This window comes from Pediococcus sp., from assembly GCF_003533255.1.
GTDB classification, from domain to species: Bacteria; Bacillota; Bacilli; order Lactobacillales; family Lactobacillaceae; genus Pediococcus; species Pediococcus parvulus.
The window spans coordinates 18,594-44,307 of the sequence record NZ_DOEM01000035.1 but is presented as its reverse complement, the minus strand read 5'-3'; the positions used below and the strand labels follow the sequence as shown (position 1 = coordinate 44,307).

Sequence of the window (25,714 nt, the reverse complement as noted above, 5' to 3'; positions counted from 1 at the left end):
AAAGTTGAAGTGCTTCTCTTTTTTGTTTGGTTAAACGTTATGGTCTAGTTGGGGCGCCTGTATAAGAACTGTCACTGCTAGAGGTGCTATATCCATATGAGTCAGTACTAGTACTAGTCGATGTGCTGGCAGAACTCTGCTCACTAGTCGATGAACTGGTTGTATCTGTGCTTGAGCTTGAAGCTGTGAGCTTTTTAGTTTTGGACAGCCCTAATTCTTTTCGAATCTTATTTGAAATTTTCCGACGTTCGGCCATGGAAGCAACTTGATAAGATAAACCGTCAATTGTTTCGCTTGTTCCTTCCAATGTGTCAGACTTAACATGATGAGAGGCGTTCTTGTAAGCGAAACGCAGTGCCAACATATCGTTGAAAGTTAGATTCGTTTTCATGTTCTTTTGGATAGAATTCATAATCTTTTGGAAACGAGTGACTGATGAGATTGAGAGGGCCTTTTTAACAATGGCCAAAATGACTTGGCGTTGTCGTTTTTGACGACCGTAATCACCGTTAGGATCATCGTAACGCATTCTTGAATAAGAAAGGGCTTCTTTACCTGTCAGATGAGTTTTAACACCTTTTTTCACGTTGGCTGAACCATATTTAAAGGTTAGAGGTGGTGTGACATCTACACCGCCAACTGAATTAACTAGTTCTTTAAGACCACCCATATTCATCACAACATAAAAATCGATTGGCACATCAAGTAAATTTTGAACTGTCTTAATCGATTGGGTTGCGCCGCCAATATTATACGCAGCGTTGATTTTTTGAGTCGTGTTATTAATGGTGACTTCCGTATCACGCGGAATACTTGTCATATAGGTCGTCTTTTTTTGAGCGTTTAATGAGGCCACAATCATTGTGTCACTCAAGCCTTTGTTTTTTCGTCCAAGGGCACCAGTATCGGTTCCCAAAATTAAAACGTTAAGTGGGTCCTTATTTTTGATTACCTTTGCAACGTTTCGAACGGTCGGTGTTTTTACTTTTTGATATGCCTGTTTTGCTGTTTTTTGGGCACTTGTGTACATGGTGTAAGCTTTAACACCACCAGCGGCCAATAAAAGCAGAGCAATAATGCCAATACTCCACCAAATTTTTTTGTGCGATTTTTTAGAGCTCTTCATGTGTTTCTCACTCACTAAGGTGAACCTCTTTTCAATTATTTAATTTTAAAAATTAAAACGTTTTCCTCGTGGTTACATCATATTTTGGCGGCCTTTTTATGAAAACAAGCTATGAAAATATGCTATACTAATCATTGTTGCACTTATCATACACCATCTAGGGAAGGGATAAAATCACAATTTTTATACATAGTATTCAAGGCGTTATCATAATTATTGTGATGATTGCCGTTGGATATAATCTGTCTTGGCGAAAGTGGTTTGATGAAAGTTCCTCAAAACTGATCGCAAAATTAGTTACTCAAATTGCTTTGCCTGCCTACATGATTAGCACGATTACAAATGATTTTACTGCAAAAAAGCTACTAAGTACACTACCAGATTTGCGTTTTCCGGTTTTGTCGATGTTAATTTTATTTGCATTAGCTGCTGTTTTGTACCGGGTCATGCAAATAAAAGAGCAACATAAGGGACTATTTGAATCAATGTTTTTAAATTCTAACACAGTTTTCATTGGGTTACCTGTGAATATGGCACTTTTTGGGAACCGCAGCTTACCATATGTGTTAGTTTATTATATGGCAAACACCACAATCTTTTGGACGTTAGGTGTTTGGCTGATTCAACGGGATGGTACGGAAACTGAACAATTCAGTTTAAAGACGACATTAGGGAAGATCTTTTCACCACCGCTTCTCGGTTTTATTTTGGGTGTGTTGTTGGTTATTTTTCATATCCAACTCCCACAATTTATCTTAACGGATTGCCAGTACATTGGCGGATTAACAATCCCACTATCTATGTTCTTTATTGGGCTTGCGATTCAACGAGCTGGTATTCAAAACGTCAAAATTAACCGTGATAGTTTAGGGGTTTTGTCTGGAAGATTTATTTTTGCGCCCATTCTCATGAGTCTTTTGGTATTGCCAATGCCTGTGCCAGTGTTAATGAAACAAGTTTTCATTTTACAGTCTGCAATGCCAGTTATGACAAACGCACCAGTGGTTGCAAAATTATATCATGCCGATGAAAAGTATGCGGCCATCATGGTTACGGAAACCACACTTTTGAGTTTGATTGTCATTCCATTATTAATGATGTTTGTTAAGTCTGGATTGGTTACTTAAGATTTTGTAAAGATATAGTAGGAAAAGAACTTTAGTTTAAAATATTTGGGAGATAATAAAGAAATTGAGAAAAACAGTCGGTTACATTAGTTTTTCAACTTTAATGTTTAGTTTGATGGAGATTGCCTTAAAAATGGCGGGCGGCGCATTTGATCCAATTCAATTGAATCTGATTCGTTTTGCAGTAGGTGGATTAGTTTTACTACCAATCGCTTTGAATTCTCTAAAAAAACAGCAACGTAAGCTGAATTGGAAAGATTTAAGGTTGTTCGGGATTACTGGATTTATCTGTGTCATCATTAGTATGACATTGTATCAATTGGCAATTGTTTATTCACCGGCAGCAACAGTTGCAGTATTGTTTAGTTGCAATCCAGTGTTTGCCTTAATTTTTTCGTATTTAATCTTGCATGAACGTTTAGGACGTGCTAATTTAATTTCAGTAGTTGTTTCAGTAATCGGACTGTTGGTTATTGTTAACCCTGCACATTTAACAAATGTCGTGGGACTAACCTTAGGGGTCACTTCGGCATTAACGTTTGGGTTATACAGTATCATTTCCCGTTATGGTTCTCAAAAACGAGATTTAAACGGGATCGTAATGACTTGTTTTACCTTTTTAACCGGGACAGTTGAGTTGTTGGCCATTGTCTTGTTAACACATGTTTCAGCTATCGGTCGTTCAATGGGTCAAGTTAGTTATCTTAAGCAGTTTGTCAATATTCCCGTTTTCGAGAATATTAGTTGGCAGTACTTACCATTGCTCTTCTTCATTGGTGTTTGTGTCACTGGTGGTGGATTTGCATTTTACTTCTTGGCAATGGAGACATCAGATGTTTCAACTGCTTCACTTGTATTCTTTATCAAACCAGCACTGGCACCTGTACTGGCAGCACTGATTTTGAGTGAACAAATTACATTACCAACCATTATTGGAATTGTGATTATTTTGATGGGATCAGTGATTACATTTATTGGTAATCGTTCTAAATCAATTCGTTCCGAAATGGGACAACCAGTTTATCCTGAAAAAGAAGATCAAACTGATTCAAATGACTTAATTGGAAAAGTAGAAAGCTTTAATTCAAATGTTGAAGATGAGGATTAAAAATGACGGATTTAGTCTTATTGCGACATGGTCAAAGTGTAGCTAACCGCGATAATGTCTATACAGGCTGGAGTGATGTACCACTTACCGAACAGGGTAGGCAAGAAGCACATCAAGCTGGTAATCTTATTTTGCAAACGGGGATTCAGTTTGAGGATGTCCATACCTCGATGCTAAAAAGAGCAATCACCACTGCAGACATTGTGATGGATGAGATGCATCAAAATTGGTTGCCAATTCATAAAACATGGCGTTTAAATGAACGGCATTATGGGGCTTTACGTGGACAAAACAAGGACGAAACCCGAAAAACATATGGTGTCCATCAGGTTGCTTTGTGGCGACGAAGTTTTAAAGCCGTCCCACCACTTTTAACGACAACTGAATCAGATCGTCGCTACGTGGAGTTGGGTGATGTTGAGCCACGGGGCGAGAGCCTTGAAATGGCCTATAATCGGTTACTGCCGTATTGGATGGATAAGATTGCACCAAAGCTTTTAGAAGGTAAAAATCAGCTTGTTGTGGCTCATGGAAGTACCTTGCGAGCCTTAATTAAATATTTGGAACAAATTAGTGACGAAGGTATCGATGGGGTTGAAGTCGCTAATGGAGAACCCATTATTTATCAATTCGATGAAGAATTAAATATTATTAGTAAAGAAGTTTTAGACTAAATTAGTAAGGGCGGGTGACCTCTGAATTTCAGAGGTGCCTGTCTTTTTTGATTATCTGATGTTGGTTTAGAAAGGTAGAAAACTACATAATACAGAACTAACAAAAAATAGGTAAAGCTGTCAGTCAGGAATTCACCTGACTTTCGCTTCACCTATTTTTATCGAACTAATCGCTTTGTTTCGTTCACTAATGGACAGTTCCACACAGCAGTTTCATAATTATAAGTAAGATTCCTGCGGGATTGCGATCCCCACCTCCATCTCACTTATAATTACGAAATTAAACACCGTGTTTCACTCACTATTAGGACAACTCCACAACACAAGTCCAAATAAATAAGAACGCCTACAGCAGGAATTCTCCTGCTTACAGCGCTCTTATTTATTTGGACTTTAACGTGTTGTTTCGTTCATTAATCCTTATATGCCAATGCACCCATTGGATCCCATGGCAATAATTGAGTTGGTTCCTCTGCTTGTGCCTTACGTTGGTCTTCTGTTAAGAATTGTTTGTCCACAACGACTTGGTAGCAATATTCGCTCATCCATTCGTCAGTCATGACCATATAACCCTTAGTTCCAACTTTTTCGCCCCAGCTGTTTTCGACTTTCCATTTCTTTGGTTCGCCGTCAACCAAGTCAACACCAGTAATAACCATCGCGTGAGTCATCAAGCTTTCGCTGTAATCCAAACGTTCTGCCTTAGACATTGATAAATCAATATCAAACAAAGCTTCTTCATCGTAAACGCCAAGATCCAATAAACCACGTTTTCTTGGTTCTGAATGCTGACCGACATCACAACCAAACCAAACACTATGACCAGCCTTAAGTTGGTTGATAGCAGCTTGCTTGAAGTCATGCATATTTAAGTTTAAATGCTTAACCTGACGACCACCCACAACATTACCCAACATTTCGATTGAGTATGTGTGGTTAAATGGTTTGTCATCTGTAGGCGCATTGATGATTGAAACATAGTTCTTAAGGTCCCAACCAACAAACTTTTCAAAGAATGACTTAGGTGTTAATCCAGCTTCACGATGGAAGTTTTTGTCATCATCACGGTATTCCCAGTCAAATGTTGTAGGTGGTTCACCAAAGCTGTATGAAGCCATGCGGTAAACTTCTTCCAACATTTTTTCTTTACGTGACTGAACTTGCTCATCTGAAGTTTCAGCATTGTTGACAAGTTCGCGTAATTCAACGGCATCTTTACGAAGTTTTTCGTTTAATAAAGTGTTGAATTCGTTTGATTTGTTACTGTTGTAAGTTTCGGGGTAAACAGATTCAGGGACAATGCCATATTTATCAATGAGGGCACATAACATGTCCCATTGACCACCATCACCTTGAGGTTCGTTTAACAACCATGAAACCTTACGATCTGAGGTTGGTTTGTCAGCAGTAGCGATGACATTTTCGTAGAACCAGTTTGACTTTTCAAACTTGTCCCAGAAGAAAGTGTAGTTTTGAGAAAGTTCAAAATCTTTGATCTTGAATTCTTCAGATAAATGATGACGCATCGTGTTCAATGCGGCAAACATCCAACAACGGCCACTTTGCTTCTGATTGGCAACAGCACCTGTCTCTAAGTCAATTGAGAAAACGGGACTGAAATCAGCACCGCCACGAAGGCCTTCGCTAGCCGCTAAGATACCGTTCTTAGTAACCGCGCGTTCAAGGACTTTAGACTTGTTTTGTTCGTTATAATTTTTTGCGTAACGAGCAACTTGATCTTTAGAAATACTATTATTACTCAATTTGTTCACTCCTAACCTTTAATATATAAACATTGTAGTCGAAAAAGAATAATTAGTAAATGCTTAAATCTTGATTAAAAACTCTTTAGGGACGGGCTTGAATAACCTCGGGACCGTTCTGGCGACCCACAATGATGGTATTCACCATATCTAAGAACAGGCCCTGTTCAACGATCCCAACCTGTTTGATCAGATAATCAGCCAATTCGTGAGGATGTTCAATTTTGCCTAGATGTAAGTCGATGACGTAGTTTTTTGAATCGGTTAGGACATTTTTGCCAGCCTCGTCTAATCGAAATTCAGGATGGAGGTTTTTAGCGGCAAGCTTTTTATAAACCTGTTGACTACCATAGGGAATGACTTCTAAAGGAAGTGGAAATTTTCCAAGCGTCTGAACCATTTTTGATTCATCCACAATCCACATGACTTTTGTTGAGTTAGTTGCGACAATTTTTTCAAAAAGATGAGCCGCACCGCCACCTTTAATGCCCTGAAAATCTGCACTAATTTCGTCGGCTCCATCAATTGTGAGATCAATGTGGTCAACTTCATCAACCGACTTTACTTCGATGCCCAGTGATCCGGCCTGTTTAGCTGTCCGATTAGAGGTAGGGACCCCAATAACATGAAGATTTTCGTTTTTTACACGTTCACCTAGGGCATCAACCATGAATTTTACGGTTGATCCAGTTCCAAGACCCACAACGGTGTTATCTTGAATAAATTTGACAGCTTCTTGACCAACTAATTTTTTGAGTTCATTTTGATCCATTACTTTTCTCCTTTTCTTTTTGAACTTCTGCTTCCGAATGATTTTCAATTAAAGCTTGGTATTCCAAGTGCTTTTTCAAATAAGCACGGGCATATGGACAGAGTGGATAGATTTTCTTGTTCTGTTGTTTTGCAAAATTTAGCATTTCAATCATGAGCTGCTGTGCCATGCCTTGCCCACGTAATGCTGGATTCACAAAAACTTGTTCAATAACTAAGGTTTGGTCATCACGGATTGGAAAATAGGTGACGCACCCGCCAATTTTATCTTGATAGTTAAAACTAATTTTCTGACCATCATTAGTGAATTTCATCCCAACACTTCCTTGTCAAATTGTTAATTCCCCTTAATTGTCACCTCCGAATTTTGCAAAGTCAATTAGGAAACTTAAATTTCCCTATTTTTTAAATGAATTAGTTTACAAAACGGCATTTCAAACGGATAATATACAAAGATTGAACCTTTTAATGCGAAATTAATCATTAGATGAATAAGAAGGGAATTTTTAAGTATGAAGCGTGGTTTTGAAATTGTTTCTAAATATCAAGATAAAAATCTCAATCTTCCATATCGATCCACAGAGCACGCAGCGGGTTATGATTTTGAGGCGGCTGAAGATTTTGTTTTACCCTCTATTTGGAAAGGTAACTTTTTAAAGGTGCTCTGGTCACTACATCATAAGCGACCAGTCAGTGAAACTGACTTGGTGAATGGTAGTAAGGACCTAAAGCCTTTCTTGGTTCCAACCGGAATTAAAGCATACATGCAAGATGACGAGTTTTTGTTGGCCGCAAATCGTTCTAGCAGTCCTTTGAAACGAGGAGTGATACTGCCAAATGGTGTAGGGATTATTGATGCGGATTACTATAATAATGCTGGCAATGAAGGTGAAATTTACTTTCAACTCATTAATATGGGGTTAAGAGATATTACCATTAAAAAAGGTGAACGGATTGGACAGGGAATCTTCATGTCCTATTTACAGGCCGACGGAAAAGATGAACGAGCTGAAAAACGAGTAGGTGGTTTTGGTTCATCTGGTAAGTAGTTAGTTAAAGATTTATAAAGATATTTTCAAACCAATTGTTTTGGTAAGAATATGCTAAAATTGAAGGGAGCAGATACTACTATGGCAAAAGCAAAGACTCAGTTTGTCTGTCAAAATTGTGGCTACGTTTCGCCTCGATTTTTAGGCCGGTGTCCAAGTTGTGGTCAATGGAACACTTTGGTTGAAGAGCGGGTTGAAAGCGAAAAAGTTAATCACAAAGCTCGAGTTAGTTTCGAAGGTAACCGAGCCAAACCGCAACTAATTAGCCAAGTTGATATGAGTGAAACTCCCCGTGTAAAAACAGGTTTGGATGAGTTTAACCGAGTTTTAGGCGGTGGCATTGTAACTGGATCACTTGTTTTGATTGGTGGTGATCCAGGAATCGGAAAATCAACATTGCTTTTGCAAATTTCTGGTCAACTAAGCGAAACAAAGCATCGCGTTTTATATGTATCTGGGGAAGAAAGTGCTGCCCAAATCAAAATGCGTGCCGACCGTTTACATGTTGCTAGTGAGAATTTTTATTTGTTCCCAGAAACTGACATGAATAGCATCCAAGCGGCTATCAAAGAACTCAAACCAACCTATGTGATTATCGATTCGATTCAGACAATGCAGGAGCCGGATATCCAATCTGCTGTTGGTAGTGTAGCGCAAGTTCGTGAGATCACTGCCGAACTGATGCAGATTGCAAAAACTAACAATATTACAATTTTTATTGTCGGTCATGTGACTAAGGGCGGTGCAATTGCGGGGCCGAAGATCTTGGAGCATATGGTGGATACAGTTCTTTACTTTGAAGGCGATTTGCATCACACTTATCGGATTCTTCGGGCCGTAAAGAACCGATTTGGTTCAACTAATGAACTGGGAATTTTTGAAATGCGTGAAACGGGTTTGCAAGAGGTTGCCAATCCTTCAGAAATTTTCTTGGAAGAACGGCTAAAAGATGCTACGGGTTCCGCCATCGTGGTTTCAATGGAAGGGACACGACCAATTTTGGTTGAAGTCCAAGCTTTAATCACGCCCACTACTTTTGGTAATGCAAAACGCACAGCTAGTGGACTGGATCATAACCGAGTTTCTTTGATTATGGCAGTTTTGGAAAAACGGGCTAATTTTTTGCTGCAGAACCAAGATGCGTATTTAAAAGCTGCCGGTGGTGTCAAGTTGGATGAACCGGCAATTGATTTAGCTATTGCAATTAGTATTGCGTCTAGTTACCGCGATAAGGGAACGGACCCGATGGACGCATTTGTGGGTGAAATTGGATTGACGGGTGAAATTCGCCGGGTAAACCGAATTGAACAACGGGTGGCTGAGGCTCAAAAGCTGGGCTTCAAACGTATTTATTTGCCTAAAAACAACCTTCAAGGATGGACACCACCAACTGGTATCGAGGTTGTGGGTGTCGCAACTTTGTCAGATGCGTTGCGAAGAATTTTTAAATAGTAGGTTTAAATTTGAAAGGAGGGATGTTTAATGAAAAGGAATATTATTAAGGCCGTTTTTGCGTTAGCAGGTGGTGCGCTAGGTGCTATTTTGTTACCACCATTATGGCTGTTATTGTCGTTAGGTAATCATTGGTGGCTAAGTAATTCAGTTACAAATTTCGTGGTTGGAGCAATTATTTTCTTTATTATTTCACTGTTCTTAGCCGGCTACATTGAACGATTAATAAGTCGCTTAGAAAAACAGATTTCAAAGATTCCACCGGTCCGTTTGCTATATGGAAGCTTATCAACGGTTGTTGGGCTGGTTTTGGCAATTTTGATTTCAACATTGTTTTATCGTCAACAAATCTTCTTTTTGAATACTGTTGTACCCATCATTTTAATGTTGACTTTGGGTTACTTGGGATTTCGGATTGGAACCACACAGGCTGACGAATGGCGTAAATTGTTCACGCGTCGTAAGGAACCTGAGAATGCCAAAAACGTCTTAGATCGCAAGTATTCAGATAATTTTCATCACTATAAAATTTTGGATACCAATATTTTGATTGACGGTCGAATTTATGATTTGATTAAGACTGGTTTTATTGAGGGAACGCTACTGGTTCCTAACTTTGTTTTGTATGAATTACAATATATTGCGGATTCTTCAGACAGTATCAAACGAGTACGTGGTCGTCGTGGTTTGGATATTTTAAACAAATTACAAAGTGATCATGTTATCCCGGTGGAAATGTATGAAGGTGATTATGAAGAAATTGATGAAGTCGATAGCAAACTTATTCGATTGGCAAAGGATAAGGATGCGGTGATTGTCACCAATGACTATAATCTCAACAAAGTGAGCCAATTTCAAAATGTTCAAGTATTAAATATTAACGCTCTAGCCAATGCATTGAAACCACGGGTCATTCCCGGTGAAAACCTGCATGTGATGGTGGTTAAAAACGGAACAGAACGGCAACAAGGAGTTGCGTATTTGGATGATGGTACCATGGTTGTGGTTGAAGAAGGTAAGTACTTCATTAATCAAGAATTGGATGTTGTTGTCACAAGTGCGCTTCAAACGGATGCCGGGCGAATGATTTTCGCAAAACCGTTACATTCGACACGAGGAATTAGTGAGCGTAACTCAGAAAATAGCTAAGATTGTGGCTTTATTTATTTGAGTGGCAATTGTACAATTGATTAAGCAATAAAATGTGAAAAACTTAGAAAGAGGCGTTAATTTTGGCAAAAAGTAAGATTCGTGTTCGTTATGCACCAAGTCCTACTGGTCATTTGCATATTGGAAATGCACGAACAGCTCTGTTTAATTATCTGTTTGCACGTCATTACAAGGGCAAGTTTATTATTCGAATTGAGGATACGGATACCAGCCGTAATATCAAGGATGGTGAACGTAGTCAGCTGGACAATCTAAAATGGTTGGGGCTGGATTGGGATGAAGGTCCCGATAAGCCTGGTGATTATGGTCCTTATCGTCAGTCTGAACGAAAGGCTATATATGAACCTTTGATTCAAGAGTTGTTGGACAAAAATTTGGCTTATGAATCTTATGAGACAGAAGAAGAGCTTCAAAAACAACGTGAAGAACAAAAGGCACGTGGCGAAATGCCTCGTTATGTTTATGAATACGCTGGGATGAGCGATGACGAAATCAAAGCTAAAATTGCTGAATCTAAGGCAGCTGGTTTAGAACCAGTTATTCGTTTCCGCGTTCCAGAACACAAAACTTATACCTGGGATGACATTGTTAAGGGCAATATTTCATTTGACTCAAGTACAATTGGTGGCGATTTTGTCATTCAAAAGCGCGATGGGATGCCAACGTATAACTTTGCCGTTGTGGTGGATGACCATAAAATGGAAATCTCGCATGTCTTCCGTGGTGATGATCATGTTGCCAACACGCCAAAACAATTGATGATCTATGAAGCATTTGGCTGGCAGCCACCCAAGTTTGGTCATATGAGTTTAATCATAAATAATGAGACTGGCAAAAAGTTAAGTAAACGTGATGAGAGTGTACTTCAGTTTATCGAACAGTACCGTTCACTCGGTTATTTACCAGATGCTATGTTAAACTTCATTGTTTTGCTTGGTTGGTCACCAGTTGGTGAAAGTGAAATCTTTACCCAACGTGAATTAATTAAAATGTACGATGAAAAACGTTTGAGTAAGTCACCTGCAACTTTTGATGGCAAAAAATTGGAATGGATCAATAACCAATACGTCAAGACGGCTGATGAAGATAAAGTGATGGATTCCGCTTTGCGTCAATTGATAAAGGCTGGTAACATTGAAAAAAATCCTGAACCAGAACGGGTTGAGTGGGCACGTAAATTAATTAACGTTTATAAACGTCAAATGAGTTATACTGCGCAAATTAATGAAATGGCTGATTTGTTCTTCAATGGTCCTGATGAGATCAATGAAGAAGCGAAGCAAGAAATTTCGGCAGACACTGCCTTGCCAGTTTTAAAGGCAATGTATGCTCGGTTTGATAAGATGGAAATCTTTGATACAGTCGAAATTTTAGCTGCTATTAAGGCGGTTCAAAAAGAAACTGGTGTTAAAGGGCGTGCGTTATGGATGCCAATTCGAATTGCCATTACCCATGAAATGCATGGACCAGAATTACCAGAAACCATTGAACTTTTGGGTCAAAAGACCGCAATGTCTCACTTGAAAGCAATGATTGATGAACTGGATAAGTAATAAAAAAGGATTGTGGGAGATGAGTTTCTTCACACAATCCTTTTTTAGGTGGTTTCTGGGATATGTGATAAAATCAAAACAGAATATAAAATGAAAAGAGGCCGTTTGAATGATAAACGTTTATAATACAATGACGCGACGAAAAGAAGCGTTTCAGCCCATCACTCCCGGGATTGTGAACATGTATGTTTGTGGTCCCACTGTATATAATTACATTCATATCGGTAATGCACGTAGCATCATTGCGTTTGACACAATCCGACGCTATTTTGAGTATCGTGGTTTTAAAGTGAATTTTGTTTCTAATTTTACCGATGTTGATGATAAAATGATCAATACCGCTAAAAAAGAAGGGACAACGGTTCCCAAATTAGCTGATAAATTTATTCAGGCTTTCATGGAAGATAGTCGCGCAATTAATGTGGAACCGGCAACTATGAACCCCCGGGCAACCGAAAATATCGCAGAAATCATCGATTTTATCCAGGTTTTGCTCGATAAAGGTTATGCATATGTGTCTGACGGGGATGTTTATTATCGAACTCGCAAATTTAAAAAGTATGGTGAACTTTCGGGCCAAAATATTGATGATTTGGAACAAGGCGCCAGTGAACATGTAAATGATGAAGAAACAGCCCGTAAAGAAGATCCCATTGATTTTGCGTTATGGAAAGGTGTCAAAGCAGACGAAATTTCTTGGGAAGCACCTTGGGGTAAAGGTCGTCCGGGTTGGCACATCGAGTGTTCCGTAATGGCCACAAAGTACCTAGGTGAAACCATTGATATTCATGCTGGTGGTGAAGATTTAGAGTTTCCCCATCATGAAAATGAGATTGCACAAAGTGAGGCCAAAACTGGTAAAACCTTTTCTAATTATTGGATGCATAACGGTTTTGTCACGGTTGGCGACGAAAATGAAAAAATGAGTAAGTCGTTAGGCAACTTTGTGACTGTTCACGATATTATCAAAGAAATGGATCCCCAAATTCTCCGTTTGTTTATGGCGACTACCCAGTATCGTCGTCCAATTCAATATACACGAGAAAATTTGACTGAAGCTGGTAATAATTTAGCTAAACTGCAAAATGCCTTTGCCAATCTAAATTATCGTTATGCAGATGCAATTGATGGCGAAGATCCCGAAATAGCAACGCGGGTTAAGGAATTAACTGACGATTTCAATCAGGCTATGGATGATGATTTTAATGCCCAAAATGGGATTGCGGTTGTGTATGAATTGGCCAAAGTTTTAAATGTGTATAGTGAACGCGAAACCGTTAAACGAAACTCACTAGATTTGTTAAAGGCTCGATTTATTGAACTGGTAAGTATTTTTGGAATTAAATTAGAAGAAACAAAATTAGAAGATGAAACGATTAAACAACTCATTACACAACGCGATCAAGCCAGAGAAAACAAGGACTTTCAACGTAGTGATGAAATTCGGGATCAATTAAAAGACCAGGGAATTATCTTGGAGGACACCCCTCAAGGAACTCGGTGGAAAAGGGAATAATATCGAATGACAGAATATGACGATTATAAACAATTAAATGGCATTGCATTAGCGTACTTAGGTGATGCAGTATACGAAGTTTACATCAGAAGACACTTGATTCAAAAAGGCCTGACAAAGCCAACTAAGCTCCATCATACGGCAACCAACTTTGTTTCGGCAAAGGCACAGGCAGCTTTAATTGATGCCATGAAGGCGCAAAAAATCTTAACTGAAACTGAAGAAGAGTATTTTAAACGGGGCCGTAATGCTAAAAGTCATACTTCCGCTAAAAATACTTCCGTTTTGACGTATCGGATTTCCACAGGGTTTGAAGCACTAATGGGGTATCTTTCTTTAAGTGGTCAGCAGGAACGCTTAGATTGGCTTGCTAACTGGTGTATTGCACAAGTAGAGGAAGGAAAAATTACACATGCCACAAAGTAAAAACGAAGATCAGAATGCAGCAGAGACGCAAGGTGATTTTATTATTGGCCGTCATCCAGCAGTTTCCGCTTTAAAGTCGCAACAAACAATCAATAAAGTGTTCATTCAAGAAGGCTTAAAAGCAGATGCAATTCACGATATTGTCAAACTTGCAGAAAAACGCAAACTTATTGTGTCACAGGTGCCTAAACATAAGTTAGACCATTTATCTGATGGACAAAATCATCAAGGCGTCGTACTTGCCATTGCAGCTTTTGAGTATGCTGATTTGGACGATGTTTTCAAAAAAGCCAGTGATAAAGACGAAGCGCCATTTGTCGTTATCTTGGATAATATTGAAGATCCACATAATTTGGGTTCAATTTTACGAACTGCTGATGCCGCAGGGGTTCATGGTGTGATTATTCCAAAACACCGTGCAGTTGGCTTGACTAGTACCGTGGCAAAAACGTCAGCAGGGGCCATTGAGCACGTGCCGGTTGTGCGTGTCACAAACTTGGTCAATACTGTTAAAGAATTAAAAAAGCGCGGCATGTGGATCTTTGGTACTGATATGGATGGTACTGATTATCGTAAATGGGATGCAAAAGGATCAGTGGGCTTAATCATTGGTAATGAAGGTAAAGGAATCTCACCTTTATTGAAGAAACAGGTTGATGAAACATTGACCATTCCGATGGTGGGGCAAGTGCAAAGTTTGAATGCCAGTGTTGCGGCAAGTTTATTAATTTATCAAGGATTTTCAACACGCCATTCTTTATAAAAAGTACGACAAAAAATTCGATTACTCCGACAAAAGTAAAGTTTACTGCGAGGTTTTACAGTGAATTTTGCTTTTTTTGTGGCTATAATCCGCGTCATATCAACGATTTAAACGTGTGTTCCCTTGCCAGCCAAATACTTAATCTGGTATATTATTTTCTCGAGGAGGCTGGTTAGGAGTGACACATGACAAACAACACGTACGAAACTGAGTTAAGTTTAATTGATAAAGCAAAATATGGGGATTCTACAAGCTTTGAGCTATTATTTCATCAGTACAGTCCAATCGTGCTTCACATTAAGGAAAAGTATTTTTTACGAGGATACGAATTGGATGATTGGTTACAGGAGGGAAGGGTGTCTTTCTTTAATACGATCGCGAACTACGACAGTGAACGGCATATTACATTAGGAAAATTCTTTCAAACCAATTTTCAAAATCGGGTCTGCAGTCTTATTCGTCGAGAAATGGCCTTCAAACGGCGTTCAGATTTATTTAGCAATTCTCTGGAGGCAATGCAAGAAGAGAATAGTGACTGTGAGCGTTTGTTCATGACCAAACATGGTGGACCACACGAAATGGCAGTATTGAAGGAAGATTGTGAACGCTATTGTTCAGATCTTTCTGGGTTTGAAGCACAAGTTTTTCGTCACTTTTTTGCCGGAAAAGATTCAGCAGAGATTGCGACTATTCTAAATTGTGATCGTTCAAAAGTTTTAAACGCAATTAGTCGGTGTCGCAGCAAGTTTGAACAACGTGTTTCTCATGATCGGTAAATAAAAATAGGACTCAGGTCCTATTTTTTACTGTCATCAATTTTATTAATTGGTTGAAATTGACATGGTGGAGCTGGCATGATAAAGTTAGATTTGATTAATTAGGGAGATAAATTATGTCGCAAAAACAAATTGCTTTAGCATGTTCAGTTTGTGGATCACGGAACTATACAGTTGCGGCGAATCCAAACAGAACTACAAGATTAGAAGTTAAAAAGTATTGTAAACACTGCAACAAACACACGTTACACCGAGAAACACGCTAGGAGGAAAGTTCAATGAAATTTATTAAAAGTGTTATACAAGAGATGCATGATGTGACCTGGCCAAATGCACACCAGCTCCGCAAAGATGCTTCTTCTGTCATTGGACTCTCAGTATTCTTTGTTGCTTTCTTTGCACTGGTGGACTGGTTAGTTCAACTTTTTCTTGCTTTATTCCAGTAAAAGCATGGCACTAGATCGTTTTTTTTGATACAATAACTGTGTTGGAACTTCGTGTAGACGGAGTTTTTTTATTTTGTTTAAAATCAAAGGAGAAATACAATTGGAAACAGCTGCAAAAAATTGGTATGTTTTGCATACCTATTCAGGATATGAAAACAAAGTCAAAGCTAACTTGGAATCTCGTTCTCTATCAATGGGAATGCAAGATAATATTTTCCGAGTAGTTGTTCCTGAAGAAGAGGAACATGAAAACAAAAATGGCAAAGACAAGGTTACAATGAAAAAGGAATTTCCTGGATATGTTTTAGTGGAAATGGTCATGAGCGATCAAGCTTGGTACATCGTGCGAAACACTCCTGGTGTTACTGGCTTTGTAGGCTCACATGGTTCAGGTAGTAAACCATCTCCATTGTTGCCAGATGAAGCAGAACGAATTCTTCGTCATTTGGGGATGTCAGTACGGCATGCCACAATTGAAGTTGAAGTTGGGGAAACGGTCAAAATTGTTGATGGTGCTTTCTCTGGATTGACCGGGAAAATTACTGAAGTCGACAATAAAAATATGAAATTGAAAGTTAATATCAACATGTTCGGTCGTGAAACGAGTACAGAGCTTGATATGGAGCAAATTGACAAACTGGATTAGGGGTTTGTCCTTTTGATAATTACATGGTATACTTTTAAAGTATGCTTTTGTGCATATGTAAGCGTGGGAGAGGAAATTTAAATCCTCATCATACCACACACGGACTTATAAGGAGGTATGTCTCGTGGCAAAAAAAGTAGCTAACGTTGTAAAATTGCAAATTCCTGCCGGAAAAGCAACTCCGGCTCCACCAGTTGGTCCAGCTTTAGGACAAGCAGGTATTAATATTATGGGATTCACAAAGGAATTTAATGCACGTACAGCTGATCAAGCTGGCATGTTAATTCCTGTTGTAATCACAGTTTATGAAGATCGTTCATTCGATTTCGTTACAAAGACTCCACCTGCTTCTGTTCTCTTGAAGAAAGCTGCCGGTGTTGAACATGGTTCTGGTGAACCTAACACAAACAAGGTTGCAACTGTAACCAAGGATCAAGTTAAGGAAATCGCCGAAACAAAAATGCAAGATCTAAACGCTGCAAACGTAGAGTCTGCAATGCGCATGGTCGAAGGTACTGCACGCAGCATGGGCTTTGAAGTTAAAGACTAAGTTGTTGTAGTCGGATACTCCATTAAAATGGATGTATCAAGTGGGAGGAAAATCCGATAAAACCACATTTGCAAGGAGGAAAACACAGATGGCAAAAAGAGGTAAAAAGTATCAAGATGCCTTAAAGCAAGTTGATACAACAAAAGCATATGCACCAAAGGAAGCTTTGGACTTAGTTAAGAAAATGGATTTTGCTAAGTTTGACGCAACTGTAGAAACAGTTTTCAAATTAAATGTAGATACAAAACAAGCTGATCAACAATTACGTGGCGCTGTTGTTTTACCAAATGGTACAGGTAAAGAACAAACAGTTATCGTTTTTGCTAAAGGTGAAAAAGCTAAAGATGCCGAGGCAGCTGGCGCAGACGTTGTGGGTGACGATGATTTAGTTCAACGTATCCAAGGCGGCTGGCTTGATTTCGATGTTGCAATTGCAACACCTGATATGATGGCTCAGGTTGGACGTTTAGGTCGGGTTCTTGGACCCAAAGGTTTAATGCCTAACCCTAAGACCGGAACAGTTACAATGGATGTAACCAAGGCTGTTACAGAATCTAAAGCTGGAAAAGTTACTTACAGAACTGACCGTGATGGTAATGTTCATGTGCCAATTGGTAAGGTGTCATTTGATGCTGACAAGTTACTTGGTAATTTGACAGTTATTGAAGATACAATCGTTCGTGCACGTCCTGCTTCTGTTAAAGGAACATACGTACAAAACGTTTCTGTAGCTTCAACATTTGGCCCTGGTGTCCATGTTGATTTATCACAGTTTTAATTAATTGTGCATTGACATAGATAGCTTTTCTATGGTAACTTTGATTAGTAAATTATAATAAAATTTGCCTAAGACTCAGGTGACGAGTGATCGTCTTAATTTTTTGCCTGCCGAGGAACGTAGAAATGTAAATTTCCGTATCCCGTCTGGGTGCGGATTTTTTTATAATTAAAAAATTGCTGGAGGTGAAATTTAATGAGTAAAGAAGCAATCGCTAAAAAATCTGCAATTGTTGATACAGCTGTTGATTATTTTAGCAAAGCCGCTTCCGCAATCGTTGTTGATTCACGTGGATTGACTGTTGCAGAAGACACAGAGTTACGTAAGGAATTGCGTGATGCTGGTGTTACGTTGCATGTAATTAAAAACAAAATTTTAACTCGTGCTGCTGAAAAAGCTGGTTACAAAGAGTTAAACGATATTTTTGTTGGCCCAAGTGCTGTTGCATTCTCTGATGAGGACCCAGTTGCACCTGCAAAGGTTTTGAAAAAGTTTGCCGACGAACATGACGCACTTACACTTAAGGGTGGCATGATCGAAGGAAAAGTAGCTACACTTGATGAAATTAACACATACGCTTCAATGCCTAGTCGTGAAGACTTGCTCAGTATGCTTGCTAATGTATTACAAGCACCTGTACGTAATGTTGCTTATGCTGTTAAAGCTGTTGCAGATAAAAAGTCTGAAGAAGACGCTGCATAATTAAATTAGACAAATATAATGGAGGAAACAAAAATGGCATTAGATAAAGACCAATTTATTGAAGACTTAAAAGGTGCTTCAATTACTGACTTAAATGACTTAGTTAAAGCTATCGAAGACGAATTCGGTGTTTCAGCTGCTGCTCCAGTTGCTGCCGCAGGTGCTGCTGGTGGCGATGCTGCTGCAAAGACAACATTCACTGTTGAATTAACAGAGGCTGGATCAGCTAAAGTTAAAGCAATCAAGGCTGTTCGTGAAATCACTGGCCTTGGCTTGAAAGATGCTAAGGACCTTGTTGACAAGGCACCTTCAGCAATCAAAGAAGACGTTTCAGAAGACGAAGCAAACGATGTTAAAGCTAAGCTTGAAGAAGCTGGCGCTACAGTTACTGTTAAATAATCTGTTAACATCCAAAAAGAACTCACAATTGTGGGTTCTTTTTTTATCTTCAAATAAACTTCGAATCCATTATTGACATTGGGAGAAGTGAATGTTAAGTTAAGTAAAAGTTAAAAATATTAGATGTTGATGAGAAAAGTAAGATTGGAAACCTTCTTAAAGAGAACCTCGGTTGGTGCAATGAGGTGTGGGGAAAAAGTCTGAAGATGAGCTCGGAATTGACAACTGGTCGTTAACTGGCTGGTTGTCCGGTAGTAACCGATAACTTACAGAGCATTCCGATTTATTATGGGAGTGCTTGCTGAGTTTAATATTGAAAAATATTGAAAAATTGGGTGGCACCGCGAATGTCTTCGTCCCATAATCTTATACAAGATTATGGAATGAAGACATTTTTGTCAATAGGAGGGTGATGTGGATGACAGCAAACGCAAAAAACGGATTCTTAGAGGCTTATCAAGAATGGCAAAATGTCAGGTTAAGCAATCCTGTAAATATTCTCATGTTAAATTTAATGCCAACAAAGAAAACAACTGAACGGCAGTTTCTGAAAGCCTTCAATCACATGAAACAAGATGTTAGCTTGACCTTCGCCTATCCGGCCAGCCATAGCTTTAAAAATACTTCAGCGGCATTAATGGCGAAATCCTATACCAAGTTTAGTGAAGCTTCAAAAAATAATTATGATGCCTTAATTATTACCGGGGCGCCAATTGAAACGTTAACTTTTGATCAAGTTGATTATTGGCAAGAATTTAAACAAATTATTGCTTGGTCCCATCACCATGTTAAGCAATCCTTATTTGAATGTTGGGCTGCTCAGGCCGCTTTGGCAGTCGAGTTTAATATTAAAAAAGTGAATTTAGACGAGAAAACATTTGGTATTTATTCGGCGACTGAGATTGATAAAGAAAGTCCGCTTGTTACCGGAATCAGGAAAAAGAAAGAATTAAAAATACCACAATCACGGCATATCACGATTGAGCACTTTTCTGGTGTCAAAGTGGTTGCAAGTAATGCTGAAATTGGACCTATGATTCTACATGCTCCTCAGATTAATCAAACCTATTTAACTGGTCACCCTGAGTATGAAGCAGATACGCTAGAAGTTGAATATAAACGAGATTTAAATAAAAAGGAACAGATATTGGCTCCAAAAAACTACTTTGATGGTGACGGCCGCATTCGCTATACTTGGCAAAATAGTCGTCAACTTATCTATCAAAATTGGCTTAACTTAATTTCTAAAGCTGACAATACATTTGCAAAAATTTGAGTCTAAAGGAGGTCTTTGTGATGACAACTATTTCGGTTGGAATGCTGGGTTGTGGTACCGTTGGAACGGGTGTCTTGACGTTATTAAACCGTGCTACTAATCAGATTGCGGAGTCTATAAAAGTTCATTTTAATGTTAAGAAAATTGCTGTTAGTCATCCTGACAAGAAAAGAAATTTGCACTGGGATGAAGATGTTCAATTTACTGGTGAAATTGAAAACGTCACAACTGATCCTTCAATTCAAATTGTGATTGAGGTCATGGGAACCGTTGACCAAGCCTATCACGCAGTTTGTCAAGCTATTAACCACGGAAAAGCTGTGATTACTGCCAATAAGGAATTGATTGCTTTAAAAGGTCCCCAGTTGACCAAACTAGCACGACAAAATCATGTAGATCTTTACTATGAGGCGAGTGTCGGTGGTGGAATCCCAATTTTGCGGGTTTTGAGTGACAGCTTAATTACCGATCAAATTACTGGGTTAACTGGAATCGTAAATGGGACCTCGAATTACGTTTTAAGTGCAATGAAAGATGAAAGTTCTAGTTATGCAGACAGTTTGAAACGCGCTCAAAAATTGGGATATGCAGAGGCCAATCCAATTAATGATTTGAGTGGCTTTGATTCGGCCTATAAATTGGCTATTTTAAGTCAGTTAGCGTTTGGGCATACGATTAATTTAAAACAATTAGAGCGCACTGGAATTGATAAAATTACGTTGGATGAGCTCAGTGGGGCGGCACACTGGGGGTTGACCATTAAGCCAGCGATTGTTGCTCGAAAAAAGGAGCATACCTTATACACGTTAGTGGCGCCTGTGGCAGTTACGAAACAGCATCCGCTTGCCAATGTGAGTGGCGTAGAAAATAGTGTGTTAGTTACGAGTACTGCTCTGGGAACAACGTCGTATACAGGAGCAGGAGCCGGTTCTGAGCCAACGGCAAACAGTATTATGAGTGATTTATTAACGATTACTCATCATATTTTGACCGAACAATGTGGCTCAAGCTATAATGCTCCATCTACGCATATTTCGGAATATTCACTGCTGAAGTTGCCGCTAGAGTATTTTATTGCGTTGGGAGAGCCTGCAAAAAAAGAGCCGAAATTCTCTAATGAAGCTTCCCAGTACATAGAGGACACTTTTAAAACTGGTAAGGCCGTTTTTTGCATTACATCCGTTTTAGATAAAAACGAGAAAACCAATCTTGAAAAAAGTCTTTCCTTCATGTTTCAGAACGTTCATTTTTACCCCATTTTAAAAGAAAATTAGTTTTAAAAAATACCGATGCTAAAACTGACAAAAATCAGTTCGACATCGGTATTTTATGTGGAAACATTAGACATTTAATTCGTCCATTTATTAGGTAGTGTGTGTTGAAATGTTGTAAGCTGGGCAAACAAATCAGGGACGTTATCAGAGTTAACAAAAAGGCTTAAGTTTTCTTTAGGCGCAAAGCCAGCTTCAGTAGTTTGTTTTAGAAATTGAACCAGAGGGTCGTAGAAACCATCGACATTGAGTAAAGCCAATGGGTTTTGGTGCAGATTGATTTGGCTCCAAGACAACATTGTGAGAAATTCCTCAAAAGTTCCAAAGCCACCTGGTAAGGCAATAAAAGCATCTGAAGCGTCCAACATGTATTGCTTGCGCTCGGAAATGTCTACTGTAGTGATAATTTTATCGCTTGGAATCCGGGCTAGTTTTTCATTGACCAGTACCTTGGGGATAACGCCAAGGACATCACCACCCTTGTCTAACATTTCGTTGCCTAAAACGCCCATTAAACCAAGGCGTCCGCCACCATAGACCAAACGATAATGATGCACCGCTAAATAATCGGCCAATGCAATCGTTGCTTTTTTATAATTTTCATCGTAGCCCGTGTTTGAGCCGCAAAATACACAAATTGATCGAATCGATTTCATAATCTTTGCTCCTTAAAGATAGAAAAAAGAATGCCACTAAGTTAGAAAACTTAGAGACATTCTTTTTAGTTCATTACTTATGGTCTTTAGGTTTACCAATATCATAATCTTTATCAGACATTGTTTCGAGTTGACCTAAGCGATAACCATTACCAACTTGTGAGAAGAAGTCATGGTTAGCTGTACCTGTTGAAATTCCGTTCATAACGATTGGGTTAACATCGGCTTCTGTATCAGGGAAGAGTGGATTTTGGCCCAGGTTCATCAAAGCTTTGTTGGCATTATAACGTGTGAAAGTTAAAACTTGATCTGACCAACCAACTTGGTCATATAAAACGTGAACGTATTTTTCTTCATTATCATAAAGTTCATAAAGAAAGTTAAACATCCAGTCTTTTAATTCCTGTTGTTTAGTTTCAGATAAGCTCTTCATAGCCAACTGGAACTTGTAACCAATGTATGTGCCATGGACAGATTCATCACGTAAAATTAATTTTATAATTTCAGCAACGTTGGTTAGTTTGTTGTGGCCCAAGTAGTAAAGTGGCGTGAAGAAACCAGAATAGAATAAGAAAGTTTCAAGGAAGACACTTGAAATCTTTTTCTTGAGTGGGTCACTGTCGTCATGATATAGTGTGTAAATTTTCTTGGTTTTGTTTTGAAGAAATTCTTCACTATCACTCCAAGAAAAGATTTCATCAATCTCGCCTGGTGTATTTAATGTTTCGAAAATAGATGAATAACTCTTAGTATGAACGGACTCCATAAATTGGATGTTATTTAAAACAGCCGTTTCATGAGGTGTCCGGACATCCTTTCGTAAGGCTGCCATTCCGTCTTGCGACTGTAAGGTGTCAAGTAAGGTAAGACCACCAAAAACGTGTCCTACGACCCATTTGTGATCTTCATCTAATGTACGCCAGTCGTCAAGATCGTTTGAAATTGGAATCCGGGTATCTAACCAAAACTGTTCGGTTAATTTTTCCCAAGTTGCTTTATCAATTTCATCGGAAACTTGATTCCAGTTGACGGCTTTGTAGTTACCATCTGCATTCCATTTCATTGGATCTAATTTTAAATCTGCCATTATTTAGTTCCTTTCCAAACGTAATTAAATTGAGCAGCTTTCACATTGATTAACGCCAACTTCACCGTCATTGTCAGTGAAAGTTCGAATATAATAAATTGATTTAATTCCCTTATTATACGCATAATTACGCAAAATGTTCAAATCACGAGTCGTCATTTTGTTTGTGCGGCCATCTTTCCATTCATAAATGCCTTCCGGAATGGTTGAACGCATGAAGAATGTCATGCTCATCCCTTGATCGACGTGTTGTTGAGCGGCTGCATAAATGTCCACGACTTTGCGCATATCAATGTCATAAGCAGATTGATAATATGGCAATGTATCGTTATCAAGGTATGGAGCTGGAAAATAAATTTTACCAATTTTCTTTTCTTGCCGTTCCTCAACTCGGTTGACAATTGGTTGTAAACTAGCTGTGGCATCGTTAATGTAAGAAATGGAACCAGTAGGGGCAACAGCCATTCGATTTTGATGATAAAGGCCATCTTTCATTACAGATTCTTTTAAGGCTTCCCAATCGGCTTGTGTTGGAATTTCAATTGACTTGAACAATTCCTTTGCTTTTTCAGTTTTTGGACCCCAGTCCTTGGCAACGTATTTATCAAAATAGCTACCATCAGCGTATTTGCTCTTTTCAAAATTGTGGAAAGTTGTTTGCCGTTCACGTGCAATTTCATTGGAAGCTTTTAAAGTCCAATAGTTTAATAGCATGAAATAAACGCTGGTAAAGTCCAATGAATCTGCGTCCCCATAGTACATATGGTTCTTGGCAAGGTAACCATGAAGTCCCATGGCACCCAATCCAACTGTATGGGAAAGATGATTTCCATTTTGAATGGATGGCACTACGCTAATATTGGAATGATCCGTTACAAAAGTTAGAGCGCGAACCATGGTTTCAACTGAGTGACCAAAATTAGGTGTGTTCATCATGTTGACGATGTTAGTGGATCCTAAATTACAACTAATGTCGGTTCCCAATGTGGTGTATTCTTGTTTGTCATCAATTTCAGAAGGAGTTTGCACCTGCATAATTTCTGAACAGAGATTGCTCATCACAATTTTTCCGTAAATTGGATTGTCGCGGTTAGCGGTATCGACGTTGACAACATATGGATAACCAGATTCTTGCTGTAATTTAGAAAGCTCATTTTCCAGGTCCCGGGCCTTTAATTTTGTTTTCCGAATTTCTGGATTAGCCACCATGTTGTCATACTCTTTTGTGATATCCACATATGAGAATGGTTTGCCGTATACTTTTTCAACTGAGTAGGGACTGAAAAGGTACATGTCTTGGTCTTTTCGTGCTAATTCATAAAACTTATCAGGAACAACGACACCAAGTGACAAAGTTTTAACCCGAATTTTTTCATCTGCGTTTTCTTTTTTAGCAGATAAGAAAGAAATAATGTCAGGGTGGAAAATATTGAGATAAACCACACCAGCTCCTTGTCGTTGACCAAGCTGGTTAGCGTATGAAAAACTGTCTTCCAAAAGTTTCATAACCGGAACAACACCACTTGCAGCGCCCTCAATCCCCTTAATAGGAGCGCCGGCCTCTCGTAAGTTGCTGAGGTTAATTCCGACCCCACCACCAAGTTTAGACAGTTGCAGTGCTGAATTAATTGTTCGGCCGATAGCATTCATGTCATCTGTTGCCTGGATCAAAAAACAAGAAACCAATTCACCACGATGTTTTCTACCAGCGTTTAAAAAACTGGGGGTTGCTGGTTGGTAACGTTGGTGAATAATTTCATCGGCAATGTTCATTGCTAAGTTTTCGTCACCCTCCGCAAAATAAGTGGCATTCATGGCAACGCGATCAATAAAGTTTTCCAAGTAATAACTATTATCGTTTGTTTTTAACGCATACTGCGCATAGAATTTGTAGGCCGCCATGAATGATTGAAAATGAAAGTTCTGCGCGTTCAAGTAAGCATAAAGCTTTTCGAGAAACTCTGGTGAATATTTGTTGATGGAATCCTCATCTATGTAGTCATTTTTGATGAGGTAGTCAAAACGAGCTTGCAAGGAATCAAATTTCTTGGTGTTAGGTTTGACATTTTGAGCTAAGAAGGCGGCCAATGCATCATGGTCTTTGTTTAGTGGGATCTGATTATTAACAGGAATGTTAATTTCATTATTTAAATCATAGTATGTGACATCTTTAAGATTCTTGAGACTCATAATTTCACGCCTTTCTGCGATAAATACTAAATTTTAAGTAAATAAAAAACGCCTAGCTGTAATATGCAGCACGTGCGTTTTACCCAGCCTGATAAATATATAGGTTGCTAAATAGCAAGTTGTTTTAAAACGTCAGGTCGAAATCCAGCAATAGGTTCATTACCGTTTGATTCTACAACGGGAACAGCTTGGAATCCACGTGACTTTAAATAGTCGATATAATCAGGATTTGTATTAATATTACGTTCCTTAAAAGGAATGTTATGTTCGCTTAAGAAACGCTTTGTCATCTTACATTGCATACAGTTGTTTTTTGTATAAATTGTTACTTCACTCATGTAATCACCTTCAATTCTCTGTTTCTTTTATGTTTATACGATAGATTCAGTATACAGCATTCAATGTAAAATTCAATGAAAAACCACCATATTTAGTGTGT

Annotated in this window: 28 protein-coding genes and 2 other annotated features; of the genes, 20 read left to right on the top strand and 8 right to left on the bottom strand. The window is 38.8% G+C overall.

Annotated elements, in window-relative coordinates; genetic code table 11:
• Positions 1-37: 37 nt before the first annotated feature.
• Positions 38-1,141 (bottom strand): LCP family glycopolymer transferase, encoded by a 1,104-nt coding sequence (locus DD627_RS08385; RefSeq protein ID WP_260274833.1) that lies wholly within the window; start codon positions 1,139-1,141, stop codon positions 38-40.
• 158 nt (positions 1,142-1,299) lie between these two features.
• On the opposite strand from DD627_RS08385, the gene DD627_RS08380 reads away from it, so the two are divergent.
• From DD627_RS08380 to DD627_RS08370, 3 genes are all read left to right on the top strand, one after another.
• Complete coding sequence (locus tag DD627_RS08380) at positions 1,300-2,253, top strand: AEC family transporter (protein ID WP_260274859.1); 954 nt, start codon at positions 1,300-1,302, stop codon at positions 2,251-2,253.
• A 64-nt stretch (positions 2,254-2,317) separates the two neighbouring features.
• Positions 2,318-3,361, top strand: a complete 1,044-nt coding sequence (locus DD627_RS08375) for a DMT family transporter (RefSeq protein WP_260267860.1) — start codon at positions 2,318-2,320, stop codon at positions 3,359-3,361.
• A 2-nt stretch (positions 3,362-3,363) separates the two neighbouring features.
• Complete coding sequence (locus DD627_RS08370; RefSeq protein ID WP_260267861.1) at positions 3,364-4,035, top strand: 2,3-bisphosphoglycerate-dependent phosphoglycerate mutase; 672 nt, start codon at positions 3,364-3,366, stop codon at positions 4,033-4,035.
• A gap of 413 nt (positions 4,036-4,448) precedes the next feature.
• Here DD627_RS08370 and DD627_RS08365 read toward each other — a convergent pair whose 3' ends face one another.
• From DD627_RS08365 to DD627_RS08355, 3 genes are all read right to left on the bottom strand, one after another.
• Positions 4,449-5,783 (bottom strand): C1 family peptidase, encoded by a 1,335-nt coding sequence (locus DD627_RS08365; RefSeq protein ID WP_229923094.1) that lies wholly within the window; start codon positions 5,781-5,783, stop codon positions 4,449-4,451.
• 100 nt (positions 5,784-5,883) lie between these two features.
• Positions 5,884-6,570 (bottom strand): ribose-5-phosphate isomerase RpiA, encoded by a 687-nt coding sequence (gene rpiA, locus DD627_RS08360; protein ID WP_057784531.1) that lies wholly within the window; start codon positions 6,568-6,570, stop codon positions 5,884-5,886.
• On the bottom strand, positions 6,557-6,883 hold the full coding sequence (locus tag DD627_RS08355; protein WP_057784530.1) for a GNAT family N-acetyltransferase: 327 nt from the start codon (positions 6,881-6,883) through the stop codon (positions 6,557-6,559). Before DD627_RS08355 ends, rpiA begins: the two co-directional genes overlap by 14 nt.
• Before the next feature lie 198 nt (positions 6,884-7,081).
• Here DD627_RS08355 and DD627_RS08350 point away from each other — a divergent pair, with 198 nt between their 5' ends.
• From DD627_RS08350 to DD627_RS08270, 17 genes are all read left to right on the top strand, one after another.
• Positions 7,082-7,618, top strand: coding sequence for a dCTP deaminase/dUTPase family protein (locus tag DD627_RS08350; RefSeq protein WP_057784529.1), 537 nt, complete (start codon positions 7,082-7,084; stop codon positions 7,616-7,618).
• A gap of 81 nt (positions 7,619-7,699) precedes the next feature.
• The gene (gene radA / locus DD627_RS08345; RefSeq protein ID WP_068806214.1) at positions 7,700-9,070 is read left to right on the top strand and encodes a DNA repair protein RadA; all 1,371 of its coding nucleotides are present in this window, start codon (positions 7,700-7,702) and stop codon (positions 9,068-9,070) included.
• A gap of 30 nt (positions 9,071-9,100) precedes the next feature.
• Positions 9,101-10,219 carry a PIN/TRAM domain-containing protein gene (locus tag DD627_RS08340; RefSeq protein ID WP_260274834.1) on the top strand — a complete coding sequence of 373 codons (1,119 nt, stop codon included), beginning with the start codon at positions 9,101-9,103 and terminating at the stop codon, positions 10,217-10,219.
• An 83-nt stretch (positions 10,220-10,302) separates the two neighbouring features.
• Positions 10,303-11,793: a glutamate--tRNA ligase gene (gltX, locus tag DD627_RS08335; RefSeq protein ID WP_057784526.1), complete on the top strand. Its 1,491-nt coding sequence runs from the start codon at positions 10,303-10,305 to the stop codon at positions 11,791-11,793.
• A 109-nt stretch (positions 11,794-11,902) separates the two neighbouring features.
• The gene (gene cysS / locus DD627_RS08330) at positions 11,903-13,309 is read left to right on the top strand and encodes a cysteine--tRNA ligase (RefSeq protein ID WP_260274835.1); all 1,407 of its coding nucleotides are present in this window, start codon (positions 11,903-11,905) and stop codon (positions 13,307-13,309) included.
• Between the two features lie 6 nt (positions 13,310-13,315).
• A complete protein-coding gene (locus tag DD627_RS08325; RefSeq protein WP_068806207.1) occupies positions 13,316-13,735 on the top strand; it encodes a Mini-ribonuclease 3 in 420 nt (139 codons plus the stop codon).
• Positions 13,722-14,498, top strand: coding sequence for a 23S rRNA (guanosine(2251)-2'-O)-methyltransferase RlmB (rlmB, locus tag DD627_RS08320; protein WP_057784523.1), 777 nt, complete (start codon positions 13,722-13,724; stop codon positions 14,496-14,498). Before DD627_RS08325 ends, rlmB begins: the two co-directional genes overlap by 14 nt.
• 185 nt (positions 14,499-14,683) lie before the next feature.
• Complete coding sequence (locus DD627_RS08315; protein WP_057784522.1) at positions 14,684-15,274, top strand: sigma-70 family RNA polymerase sigma factor; 591 nt, start codon at positions 14,684-14,686, stop codon at positions 15,272-15,274.
• A 116-nt stretch (positions 15,275-15,390) separates the two neighbouring features.
• Entirely contained in the window at positions 15,391-15,540 is a 150-nt protein-coding gene (gene rpmG / locus DD627_RS08310) for a 50S ribosomal protein L33 (protein WP_084254274.1), read from the top strand.
• Between the two features lie 12 nt (positions 15,541-15,552).
• On the top strand, positions 15,553-15,720 hold the full coding sequence (secE, locus tag DD627_RS08305; protein WP_057784521.1) for a preprotein translocase subunit SecE: 168 nt from the start codon (positions 15,553-15,555) through the stop codon (positions 15,718-15,720).
• Between the two features lie 100 nt (positions 15,721-15,820).
• A complete protein-coding gene (nusG, locus tag DD627_RS08300; RefSeq protein WP_057784520.1) occupies positions 15,821-16,366 on the top strand; it encodes a transcription termination/antitermination protein NusG in 546 nt (181 codons plus the stop codon).
• Between the two features lie 124 nt (positions 16,367-16,490).
• Positions 16,491-16,916, top strand: coding sequence for a 50S ribosomal protein L11 (rplK, locus tag DD627_RS08295; RefSeq protein WP_057784519.1), 426 nt, complete (start codon positions 16,491-16,493; stop codon positions 16,914-16,916).
• A gap of 88 nt (positions 16,917-17,004) precedes the next feature.
• Entirely contained in the window at positions 17,005-17,694 is a 690-nt protein-coding gene (gene rplA, locus DD627_RS08290; RefSeq protein WP_068806201.1) for a 50S ribosomal protein L1, read from the top strand.
• Positions 17,695-17,743: 49 nt separating this feature from the next.
• Positions 17,744-17,866: a sequence feature (ribosomal protein L10 leader region), on the top strand.
• A 23-nt stretch (positions 17,867-17,889) separates the two neighbouring features.
• Positions 17,890-18,396 carry a 50S ribosomal protein L10 gene (gene rplJ, locus DD627_RS08285; RefSeq protein ID WP_068806198.1) on the top strand — a complete coding sequence of 169 codons (507 nt, stop codon included), beginning with the start codon at positions 17,890-17,892 and terminating at the stop codon, positions 18,394-18,396.
• 33 nt (positions 18,397-18,429) lie between these two features.
• On the top strand, positions 18,430-18,795 hold the full coding sequence (gene rplL, locus DD627_RS08280) for a 50S ribosomal protein L7/L12 (RefSeq protein ID WP_057784516.1): 366 nt from the start codon (positions 18,430-18,432) through the stop codon (positions 18,793-18,795).
• Between the two features lie 117 nt (positions 18,796-18,912).
• Positions 18,913-19,159 (top strand) — a binding site (T-box leader).
• A 54-nt stretch (positions 19,160-19,213) separates the two neighbouring features.
• Positions 19,214-20,071 carry a homoserine O-acetyltransferase/O-succinyltransferase family protein gene (locus DD627_RS08275; RefSeq protein ID WP_260274836.1) on the top strand — a complete coding sequence of 286 codons (858 nt, stop codon included), beginning with the start codon at positions 19,214-19,216 and terminating at the stop codon, positions 20,069-20,071.
• A 20-nt stretch (positions 20,072-20,091) separates the two neighbouring features.
• Positions 20,092-21,345: a homoserine dehydrogenase gene (locus DD627_RS08270; protein ID WP_260274837.1), complete on the top strand. Its 1,254-nt coding sequence runs from the start codon at positions 20,092-20,094 to the stop codon at positions 21,343-21,345.
• Positions 21,346-21,419: 74 nt separating this feature from the next.
• Here the strand turns inward: DD627_RS08270 and DD627_RS08265 are convergent, their stop codons facing one another.
• The 4 genes from DD627_RS08265 to DD627_RS08250 form a co-directional block, all read right to left on the bottom strand.
• On the bottom strand, positions 21,420-21,998 hold the full coding sequence (locus DD627_RS08265) for an LOG family protein (RefSeq protein WP_057784490.1): 579 nt from the start codon (positions 21,996-21,998) through the stop codon (positions 21,420-21,422).
• A 73-nt stretch (positions 21,999-22,071) separates the two neighbouring features.
• Entirely contained in the window at positions 22,072-23,085 is a 1,014-nt protein-coding gene (nrdF, locus tag DD627_RS08260; RefSeq protein ID WP_229923045.1) for a class 1b ribonucleoside-diphosphate reductase subunit beta, read from the bottom strand.
• A 24-nt stretch (positions 23,086-23,109) separates the two neighbouring features.
• A complete protein-coding gene (gene nrdE, locus DD627_RS08255) occupies positions 23,110-25,275 on the bottom strand; it encodes a class 1b ribonucleoside-diphosphate reductase subunit alpha (RefSeq protein ID WP_260267869.1) in 2,166 nt (721 codons plus the stop codon).
• Positions 25,276-25,382: 107 nt separating this feature from the next.
• Positions 25,383-25,613 carry a redoxin NrdH gene (locus DD627_RS08250; RefSeq protein WP_046871054.1) on the bottom strand — a complete coding sequence of 77 codons (231 nt, stop codon included), beginning with the start codon at positions 25,611-25,613 and terminating at the stop codon, positions 25,383-25,385.
• Positions 25,614-25,714: the final 101 nt, after the last annotated feature.

Bases quoted from the DNA above. Each gene is read 5' to 3' on its own strand.
- rlmB (WP_057784523.1), top strand. From the start codon at position 13,722: ATGCCACAAAGTAAAAACGAAGATCAGAATGCAGCAGAGACGCAAGGT.
- DD627_RS08315 (WP_057784522.1), top strand. From the start codon at position 14,684: ATGACAAACAACACGTACGAAACTGAGTTAAGTTTAATTGATAAAGCA.
- secE (WP_057784521.1), top strand. From the start codon at position 15,553: ATGAAATTTATTAAAAGTGTTATACAAGAGATGCATGATGTGACCTGG.
- DD627_RS08250 (WP_046871054.1), bottom strand. From the start codon at position 25,613: ATGAGTGAAGTAACAATTTATACAAAAAACAACTGTATGCAATGTAAG.
- DD627_RS08265 (WP_057784490.1), bottom strand. From the start codon at position 21,998: ATGAAATCGATTCGATCAATTTGTGTATTTTGCGGCTCAAACACGGGC.
- nrdF (WP_229923045.1), bottom strand. From the start codon at position 23,085: ATGGCAGATTTAAAATTAGATCCAATGAAATGGAATGCAGATGGTAAC.
- rpmG (WP_084254274.1), top strand. From the start codon at position 15,391: ATGTCGCAAAAACAAATTGCTTTAGCATGTTCAGTTTGTGGATCACGG.
- DD627_RS08355 (WP_057784530.1), bottom strand. From the start codon at position 6,883: ATGAAATTCACTAATGATGGTCAGAAAATTAGTTTTAACTATCAAGAT.
- DD627_RS08270 (WP_260274837.1), top strand. From the start codon at position 20,092: ATGACAACTATTTCGGTTGGAATGCTGGGTTGTGGTACCGTTGGAACG.
- rplJ (WP_068806198.1), top strand. From the start codon at position 17,890: ATGAGTAAAGAAGCAATCGCTAAAAAATCTGCAATTGTTGATACAGCT.
- radA (WP_068806214.1), top strand. From the start codon at position 7,700: ATGGCAAAAGCAAAGACTCAGTTTGTCTGTCAAAATTGTGGCTACGTT.
- DD627_RS08370 (WP_260267861.1), top strand. From the start codon at position 3,364: ATGACGGATTTAGTCTTATTGCGACATGGTCAAAGTGTAGCTAACCGC.
- DD627_RS08350 (WP_057784529.1), top strand. From the start codon at position 7,082: ATGAAGCGTGGTTTTGAAATTGTTTCTAAATATCAAGATAAAAATCTC.
- cysS (WP_260274835.1), top strand. From the start codon at position 11,903: ATGATAAACGTTTATAATACAATGACGCGACGAAAAGAAGCGTTTCAG.
- DD627_RS08340 (WP_260274834.1), top strand. From the start codon at position 9,101: ATGAAAAGGAATATTATTAAGGCCGTTTTTGCGTTAGCAGGTGGTGCG.
- rplL (WP_057784516.1), top strand. From the start codon at position 18,430: ATGGCATTAGATAAAGACCAATTTATTGAAGACTTAAAAGGTGCTTCA.
- rplA (WP_068806201.1), top strand. From the start codon at position 17,005: ATGGCAAAAAGAGGTAAAAAGTATCAAGATGCCTTAAAGCAAGTTGAT.
- DD627_RS08325 (WP_068806207.1), top strand. From the start codon at position 13,316: ATGACAGAATATGACGATTATAAACAATTAAATGGCATTGCATTAGCG.
- rpiA (WP_057784531.1), bottom strand. From the start codon at position 6,570: ATGGATCAAAATGAACTCAAAAAATTAGTTGGTCAAGAAGCTGTCAAA.
- nrdE (WP_260267869.1), bottom strand. From the start codon at position 25,275: ATGAGTCTCAAGAATCTTAAAGATGTCACATACTATGATTTAAATAAT.
- DD627_RS08275 (WP_260274836.1), top strand. From the start codon at position 19,214: ATGACAGCAAACGCAAAAAACGGATTCTTAGAGGCTTATCAAGAATGG.